The organism is Bacillaceae bacterium S4-13-56 (genome assembly GCA_040191315.1).
GTDB lineage: Bacteria > Bacillota > Bacilli > Bacillales > JAWJLM01 > JAWJLM01.
In genome coordinates, this window is record JAWJLM010000112.1 from 1 (window position 1) to 9,095 (window position 9,095).

At 37.7% G+C, this 9,095-nt stretch carries 5 protein-coding genes and 3 pseudogenes; 2 read left to right on the top strand and 6 right to left on the bottom strand.

All coding sequences use genetic code 11. The features are described 5' to 3' along the window. Positions 1-393 precede the first annotated feature (393 nt). Positions 394-855, bottom strand: a pseudogene (locus RZN25_17370) (YbaN family protein). 275 nt (positions 856-1,130) lie between these two features. Between RZN25_17370 and RZN25_17375 the strand changes: the two are divergent. Together RZN25_17375 and RZN25_17380 are read left to right on the top strand one after the other, a co-directional pair. Beyond that, positions 1,131-1,694, top strand: a complete 564-nt coding sequence (locus RZN25_17375; GenBank protein MEQ6378581.1) for a TetR/AcrR family transcriptional regulator — start codon at positions 1,131-1,133, stop codon at positions 1,692-1,694. Between the two features lie 23 nt (positions 1,695-1,717). Continuing rightward, positions 1,718-5,947 carry an acyl-CoA dehydratase activase-related protein gene (locus RZN25_17380; protein MEQ6378582.1) on the top strand — a complete coding sequence of 1,410 codons (4,230 nt, stop codon included), beginning with the start codon at positions 1,718-1,720 and terminating at the stop codon, positions 5,945-5,947. A 77-nt stretch (positions 5,948-6,024) separates the two neighbouring features. On the opposite strand, the gene RZN25_17385 is transcribed toward RZN25_17380, so the two are convergent. The 5 genes and pseudogenes from RZN25_17385 to RZN25_17405 form a co-directional block, all read right to left on the bottom strand. After that, complete coding sequence (locus RZN25_17385; GenBank protein ID MEQ6378583.1) at positions 6,025-6,624, bottom strand: NADPH-dependent FMN reductase; 600 nt, start codon at positions 6,622-6,624, stop codon at positions 6,025-6,027. Positions 6,625-6,645: 21 nt separating this feature from the next. Then, positions 6,646-7,707, bottom strand: coding sequence for an LLM class flavin-dependent oxidoreductase (locus tag RZN25_17390; GenBank protein MEQ6378584.1), 1,062 nt, complete (start codon positions 7,705-7,707; stop codon positions 6,646-6,648). Between the two features lie 17 nt (positions 7,708-7,724). Next, a pseudogene (locus tag RZN25_17395) lies at positions 7,725-8,572 on the bottom strand (VOC family protein). Positions 8,573-8,618: 46 nt separating this feature from the next. Further along, a complete protein-coding gene (locus tag RZN25_17400) occupies positions 8,619-8,771 on the bottom strand; it encodes a hypothetical protein (GenBank protein ID MEQ6378585.1) in 153 nt (50 codons plus the stop codon). A gap of 9 nt (positions 8,772-8,780) precedes the next feature. Then, a pseudogene (locus RZN25_17405) lies at positions 8,781-8,888 on the bottom strand (oxidoreductase). Positions 8,889-9,095 lie beyond the last annotated feature (207 nt).

Sequence of the window (9,095 nt, forward strand, 5' to 3'; positions counted from 1 at the left end):
CAGGTTGTTTTATTTAGTTTTCAAGGTTCAAATGGTGTCGGCTGTTCAACAGCGACTTTATTAATATACCATGCTAGGTTTTTCATGTCAACAACTTTCTGAAGTTGTTTATTTTGTTTATCGCGTTCGTTTGAAGCGACGTTTATTAATATAACATGGTAAATACCCAATTGCAATAGGATTATCACAGGAAATATTCGGTAAATAAGAACTTGTTTGTCCTATATAAAAGTTAAGCTTCAACGTTAGCATTCATTTAATCACTTAGAGAACATAGATCCATTATTATTAGTCTGCTAAAGACTTTAATATAGAAGAAGCTGAATTCAATAGTATTATATTAACCAAACTTACCCCTTAATCAGATTTGCAATTGAACTTTAAAATTCTTCATTATTCATATACCCCTTGCCCTTGGTAAGCTGTTTTAAATGATAGGATCAGCCATGTGAAAAACGCTCCTATCCCAAACAAGATTACATGAGCAGGAATAAATTCAACGACAAAAATAATAGAAAAACCAAGAGATAACCAGAGTACAGTAATTCCTATTACTTTTGCTTTTAATGGAATCGCGCGATCAGCATGAAAATCTCTTATATATTTTCCAATCCATTTATTATGAAGAAGGCACTGCTATAATCTATCCGATTTTCGAATGAAACATGCAGCCTCTAATAATATAAGTGGGGTAGTTGGGAGTAATGGAAAAACAATCCCTAATATTCCTAGCCCCAAAGAAAGAAATCCTGCCATAATAAAGAGAATTTCCACGATTGATTTCACAAAAAAATCACACCAAATAGAATAGTTATTACATAAACTTTTACCCCCAAACTTGATTTGAGCAAACATGACCTTACTTTACCTTTTCCATTCACTAGCTGATTTTCTTCCTATACTAATAGTCAACTATCCACAAACACATCATACCTTTTCATCCATATTAGATAAGCCTCATTTATACTAGGCCCATCTTTTAATAATTTATTTTCTATCCCTATAGTAACAATTCAAAAATTTCACAAAACGTTCACGAGGTATACTTCCTTGAGATTGATATATTTAGTTTAAACGCTGTTTAAAACGCTGTTTAAACTAATAAATAGAAATCAGGGATCCAAATGGAAATGACGAAGAGGGAGGTTATTCTACAGGCCACATTAAGTCTTGTAAAAAGAGAGGGATTCGAAGGGGTTACAATAAGAAAAATCGCCTCTGAGGCAGAGGTGAATGTCGGATTGGTCAATTATTATTTTGGTTCAAAGGATAAATTGATCAATGAAGTTATCCAAATCTTAGTCACGTCATTAAAAGATACGTTTACTCTGCTAGACGATGAAACCACAGCGCCAAAGGAAAGGCTAAAGCGTTTCTTGATTCAATATGTAACTATCCATCAACAGTACCCTTTTATTGGACTAAAACTTCTCTCTCAAGGAACCCTTCTTTTCCAAAGCCAAAGAGATTTTGTTACTTTTATCAAGGCGATTGGTTTGAGAAAAATGCACGATACGATTCAAGAAATAACGGGTGAATCTGATGCTGAAAAAACAACCATCATGATGTCCCATATATTAGGAGCAACTTTTCTACCTACCCTTATGGAGCCTTTATTTGAAAAAGTAACGGGATTACCGCTTCCTGATATGGAAAAAAGAATTGATCTAATGCTTGAACGTTATTTTTCTTAAATTGCCTAAAGGAGAGAAATGGAATGATATTTCAGGTTGGTCTTGATGTAGGTTCCACAACTGCGAAACTCGTTGTATTAAACACTAGCAATGAAATTGTCTTTAAATCCTATCAACGACATTTTTCTGATATAAAAAATACAACCTTACACCTTCTAAACAGGGTATCTGAACAGTTTCCTTACGCTAAGTTGAAAATGAATGCAAGTGGGTCTTCGGGCCTTGGATTGTTTGAACCTCTTGGGATTCCGTTTATACAGGAAGTGGTGGCTTGCACGAAAGCTGTAAAATCAACCGTACAGGATATTGATGTCATTATTGAGCTTGGCGGTGAGGACGCTAAGATTATTTATCTTACCAATGGGATTGAACAAAGAATGAACTCTGCCTGTGCAGGGGGAACGGGAGCTTTTATTGATCAAATCGCTTCTCTTTTACACACAGATGCAGAGGGACTGAACGAGCTAGCAAAAGGGGCAGAACGAATTTATCCAATCGCCTCTCGATGCGGAGTTTTTGCTAAAACGGATATTCAGCCACTTATTAATGAAGGGGCTAGAAAAGAGGATATTGCCGCTTCTGTTTTTCAAGCAGTGGTCAATCAAACGATTGCTGGACTTGCGAACGGAAGACCGATAAGAGGAAATGTGGCTTTCTTAGGGGGACCCCTAACCTTTTTATCGGAGTTAAGAAAGAGATTCATTGAAACCTTACGTTTAACTGAGGAGCACGTGTTACATAGTAATGATGGCCATTATTATGTAGCAATTGGTGCTGCACTTGAGAGCAATCAAAATGAATTGGTAGATGTGAACCAACTAATTCACCTTCTCTCTACAATGAATCAATCGGGTTCAAATCGGTCTAAACATCTGAATCCTCTATTTGATAATGAAGGGGATTACAAAGAATTTATTCAACGTCACCACCAGGCACAAGTTAAAAAGCATTCGTTAGAATCCTATTCTGGTAATGCCTTCTTAGGAATAGATGCTGGTTCAACAACAACAAAAATGGTTTTAATGGGGGAAGATGATCAAGTCCTATTTAGTTTTTATGAAAAAAATAAAGGAAATCCTATTCAAACAGTTCGTGAGGGTTTAACCTCTCTCTATAAAATAATCCCTGAAGATGTTCATATTGTAAGTTCATCTGTCACTGGTTATGGAGAAAAATTGATACAAGCAGCTTTTGAAATAGATGTGGGTGAAGTAGAAACCATTGCCCACTTTACAGCAGCAAAAAAATTCCAACCAAATGTAGATTTTATCATTGATATTGGTGGGCAGGATATGAAATGCATCAAGATTAAGAAGGGTGTCATTGATCAAATCTTACTAAATGAAGCCTGCTCTTCTGGGTGTGGTTCATTTCTCGAGACTTTTGCTGAGACTTTGGGCAAGAGTGTACAAGAATTTTCTCAAATGGCTTTAACAGCAGAAGCACCTGTAGATTTGGGATCAAGATGTACGGTATTTATGAATTCAAAAGTGAAACAATGCCAAAAAGAAGGAGCCAGCATTTCTGATATTTCAGCAGGGCTAGCCCATTCTATTATTTCGAATGCTATCTATAAAGTTATTAAGTTGAAATCATTAGAGGAGTTAGGCAATCATGTGGTTGTTCAAGGAGGTACATTCCTAAATGATGCTGTCCTCCGCTCTTTCGAGAAAATAACTGGTTTAAAAGTGATCCGTCCTGATTTAGCAGGACTAATGGGGGCATATGGTGCTGCATTAATTGCAAAGGAAAAATGGGACGAAGAAGCTACTTCCTCCATTTTACCTGCTACAAAACTAGAAGACTTCCAAGTTCAAACCTCCCATAGACGTTGTGGAATTTGCGAGAATAATTGTCCAATTACCATTAATAAATTTCCTGATAAAAGAGTATTTATTACCGGAAACAGATGTGAGCGTGGAGCTGGAAAACAAAAGCAAAAAAGTTCCTTCCCTAATTTGGTTGAGGAAAAACTAGATAAGCTCTTTCATCGTGTTTGTCTTGAAGGTGTTGAAGCTGAAAGAGGCATTATTGGGATCCCGCGTGTGCTCAATATTTTTGAAAACTATCCATTTTGGCATCGCTTCTTTACCGAATTAGGTTTTGAAGTCGTCCTATCTGACCCATCCAGCAAGGCTATTTTTGAAAATGGAATAGAAACTATACCATCGGATTCGGTTTGTTTTCCAGCAAAATTAGCTCATGGTCATATTCTGAATTTAATAGAAAAAGGGGTTCATAGAATTTTTTATCCGTCCGTTGTCTATGAAAAGAATGAAAATCAAGCACAACAGAACCATTTTAATTGTCCGATTGTAGCGTCTTATCCAGAGGTTATCAGAGTGAACATGGAAAAAGTATTGTCAGAACATCGAATAGACTACATTCATCCATTTGTTACTTTTGATAAACCTTCTGCACTTTTTAAAGAATTAAGTCAATGCTTTAGCAATATTCCCAAACAGGAAATGAAGCGAGCTCTTAAAAAAGCACAAAAAGAAGAACAAGCATATAAAGAATGGCTTGAGTGTCGCGGGGAAGAGATTTTCAACGAGTTAAAAAAGGACAATAAAAAAGGAATTGTTTTTGCTGGACATCCTTATCATATTGACCCCGCAATCAACCATGGAATTCCTAATGAGATTAACAAATTAGGTATGGCGGTTCTAACTGAGGATTCCATCACCCACTTAGCACAAAAAGACTTACAAGTGGATGTGGTTAATCAATGGACGTTTCACTCTCGTCTTTATCAAGCTGCTGACGTGGTCAAAAAGGAACCATCTTTAGAGCTACTTCAAGTCACTTCTTTTGGATGTGGTCTAGACGCCATTACAACAGATGCCGTTCAAGAAATGTTAGAGGAAAGCAGTCAGCTCTATACGTGGATTAAGATGGATGAAGTAAGCAATCTTGGAGCAGCTAGAATACGGCTTCGCTCCTTGCACGCAGCCATTGAGAAGAGAGATAAACAATCAGATGGAAAGGTTCAACAGAAACTAAAGCCTCCTATTTTTAAAAAAGAGGATAAGGGACGATATACGATTTTATTCCCACAAATGATACCAACTCATTTTGAACTATTGGAAAAAGCCTTTGATATAGGGGGATATGATTTAAAACTCTTAAAAGATGTATCAGATGCCGACGTTGAAGAAGGGCTAAGGTATGTTAATAATGACGCCTGTTACCCTGCTATCATTACGATTGGTCAGTTAGTTGGTGGTTTAAAAAGTGGTAAATATGATTTAGATCGAACTGCGGTGATTATTTCTCAGACAGGCGGGGGGTGCCGTGCAACCAATTATTTCGCCTTGTTGAAAAAAGCTCTCAGAAATGCTGGCATGCCACAGGTCCCTGTCCTTTCTTTAAATGGGGGAGGATTAGAGAACGAAACACAACCCGGATTTAAGATTCCTTTATCCCTTGCCAAATTAATGGTTGTAGCATCCTGCTTGGGTGATTTACTCATGAGATTAGAGCTTGCTGTCAGACCTTATGAGAAAGTAAGAGGAACAACTACTCAAGTGTATGAAAAGTGGAAGTCTTGCGCGAAAAAGTTACTTGAGGATTTTTCTATGCGAAAATACAAGGAAGTTATCCAAGGAATCGTTCAAGACTTTAGCAAAATTGAAATCACATCTGCTCATAAGCCTCGAGTAGGTATAGTTGGTGAAATTTTAGTAAAATTCCACCCTTATGCAAACAATGAATTAATCCAAACTATCGAGGAAGAAGGCGGAGAAGCTGTTGTTCCAGATTTCATCGATTTCATTTTGTACACCATTTATAATCGTGAATTTAAAGCAGATCACTTCGGAAAATCAAAATTAAATGTGGCTATCGGGAAAGTGGCAATTGAGCTAATCGAATTTTACAGGAACCCTATCCGAAAAGCTCTTCTGGAGAGCGGTCTTTTTGAGGCTCCATTGAAGATTGGCCATGTGGCTAATAAAGCCTCCCGCTTCTTAAGTATTGGAAACCAGATGGGAGAAGGGTGGCTTCTACCCGGGGAAATTGCTGAACTAATGGATGCAGGAGTGGAAAACGTCGTCTGTGTGCAGCCGTTTGGATGTTTACCAAACCATGTCATTGGTAGGGGCATGTTCAACGCAATTAAAAAAGAATACCCTAATGCGAATTTAGTGTCCATTGATTATGACTCCAATATTAGCAAGGTTAATCAAATCAATCGAATAAAGCTCATGATTCATATCGCAAGAGAGAAGATGTTGGATGGGGTCATCCATTAAGCTAAAATAAAAGTTTGGATCGAAGGTATTTTAACCTTCGATCCATTTGAACTATCATATATTTATATTTTTTTAGTTTAACGTACTGTTTTTAAGGCTCCACTCCATGAAACTACTTCATCAAGCATCGCATTGACATTATCAAGATGCAATTCCTGTGGTTTAAAATCAGTCATATTTTCAAAGTCAGTGAACAAAGAAAGCGTTGGGTGTATGCGAACATCGGCGATTTTTAATTCCCCACAGATTCCACGCAAATGTTCTGTGGCACGAGCACCACCTGTAGAACCATAACTTACTATCCCAGCCGCCTTGTTGTACCAAACTTCACGGGCAAAGTCTAGTGCGTTTTTTAGAGAACCAGAGATACTATGATTATACTCTTGAACTATAAAAACAAAACCATCAAGGTTTGCTAATTTTTCATTCCAAGCAGTAATACCAGGTTCAGTTCCATCAGTTGTTCCTAAAAATGGTAGATTAAAATCTGCTATATCGACTAATTCATAATCGGCATCTCCACGTTTGTCAGCAATCCCTTTTACCCATTCCCCTACTTGTGGGCTTACACGACCTTGACGAGTGCTTCCTAAAATAACCCCTATATTTAACTTCTCTGTTGTCATTGTTTCTTCCTCCTCAGTTTGTTTTCCAACTATTTTTTCTAAAAAACCCAAACACAATGCCGCCTTTAATTGTTATTTACTAGTTTCTTTTCGGACAATTGGAGCAATTTCCGTTGCTAACAATTCAATACCTTTTGCCACTTTCTCAATAGGTTGACCACCTACATCTAACTGGGCTAAAAAACGTCGGTGCCCAAAGAGTTCGTATTGCTGGAGAATCTTTTCGGATACTTGCTGTGGACTTCCCACGAATAACGCTGTATCGGGACTAGCCAATTGTTCGAATTGATCCCTTGTCATTCGTGTCTGCATTCCTCTCTGCCGGTTTACATACTCCCAATAATTGGAGTAATAAGGATAAAACTCATCCTTTGCTTGCTGGGTTGTGTCAGCTAGATAAGCATGACCGGTTACACCAATCTTCAAGCTTTGAGGTGTATGCCCAGCCTCCATTCCTGCTTGACGATATAGATCGACAAGTGGCTTGAAACGTTCCGGGGGGCCACCCAAGATTGCTAAAGCCATTCCAACGCCAAGTCTCCCAGCGCGAACAGCACTCTCAGGTGTACCACCAACCCCTATCCAAAGTGGTATTTTTTCTTGTACGGGGCGTGGGGTAATTTCAGCATTCTTTAAAGAAGATCGGAACTTCCCAGACCATGTGACGGTCTCCTTTTGATTTAGTTGTAATAGGAGTTCCATATGTTCTTCAAACAATTCATCATAATCGTTTGTGCTATATCCAAATAGAGGAAAGGATTCTATAAATGCTCCTCGACCAGCCAAAATTTCTGCTCGTCCGTCTGAAAGTAAGTCCAATGTTGCAAAATCTTCAAATAGACGAACAGGATCAAGTGTACTTAAGACACTTGTTGTACTTGTTAATCTAATTTGTTTTGTTACTTGTGCAATAGCAGCTAATAGAACTGCCGGCGAGGAAGAAGCATAATCTAAACGATGATGTTCACCAACTCCAAAGACATCTAGTCCTGCCTCATCTGCAAGTTTTGCAGCTTGTATAATTTCTGCTATTCTTTCCTTAGCTGTTATTGCTTTTCCAGTAAGAGGATCAGGCCCAATATCAGCAAGTGTATAAATACCAATCTCAATACCGGTACTTTTATCAGCAGTCAATTCTTGCACCTCCCATTTTATACCTCTAACTTGATTCGATTCCCTGAAGGATCAAAGGTGATCCATTGGTTATTTTCTTCTACTACCTTGGCACCAATCCGCTTTAGATTTGCAACAGTTTGTTCACGGGTCTCTTCCTTATCAAAAATGAGAGTATATGATTCATGACCCACATTATTTTCAGGTGGAGGTGGGGAACCTACACCATTCCAAGTGTTGACTCCAACATGATGATGATACTTCCCATAGGAAAGGAATAATGCCTGCGTTCCCAATCGATTGACTACGTTCATTCCCAATCCCTTGACATAAAATTCTTCTGTCTTCTCTAGTTCTGACACGTGTAAATGTATATGCCCCATTACTGTTCCTTCAGGCATCTTTTTCCAAGGTTTATCCGGCGTTGTATATTTTAGTAGATTTTCTAAGTGTAATGGATCAACAGTCATTTCCACTTCGTCACCATTCCAATTCCACTCACTAGGAGCTCGGTCACGATAAATTTCTAACAGATTGCCATCTGGATCATTTAGGTACAAGGCTTCACAAGATGATCAGAAGAGCCAAATCGAATTTCTTTTTCCACTAAATGAACAATAATATTGGCTAAATCCAATACATTCGGTAATAAAACTGCAAAATGATATAAACCAGTTGTTCTTCCCTGTTTTGGTGTAACATTTTCAGGTTCCTCAAGAGTTAGAAAACTCGTTTTGCCATCTGTTGTTAATTTGGCTGTTGAAGCTGTTTGTTCCAAAATATCGAAACCAAGTAAATCTTTATAAAACTGTAAAGAACGATCTAGCTTTTCCGCTTTGATTTTGACATAACCAATGAATGTGGTTGGTTTTGTGTGAAATCCCATAATTACCCTCCTAGAATATTCTTTTAGGATTTTATTAGTCTTTGATCTAATGAAAGTTGGGATTTTTCAGCAAAAACAAAATAACCGGAATAAACATGAGTTCACAACCTGCCATTTTTCCATCTCCAAGAAAACCAAGCGAAAGATTTGCTGTAAAAATGGCCCCTACCATTATAAGGGCAAATAAAACACTAATCACTCGTGCTCCCATTCCAACAAGTAATACAATCCTGCACTGCAGCTCTACTACAGCAACTACATAGGCTAGAAATCCAGGAACTCCAATACTATCAAAAATGGCAACTGTATTTGAAATTCCACCTTGGAACTTTGATTACCCACGAACAAAAAATGTTAGACCTATTGCTGCTCTTAATACAACTTCCCTAATTTCATTTCTTTTCATGGTGTACTCTTCTTTTCTATGATAGTTACTTTATGTAAGTTAGTTTATTTTATTAATTAAATAATGTCAAGTTATTAAGTTACTATTTGAAACTAATCGCTTCAATTATGGTATAAT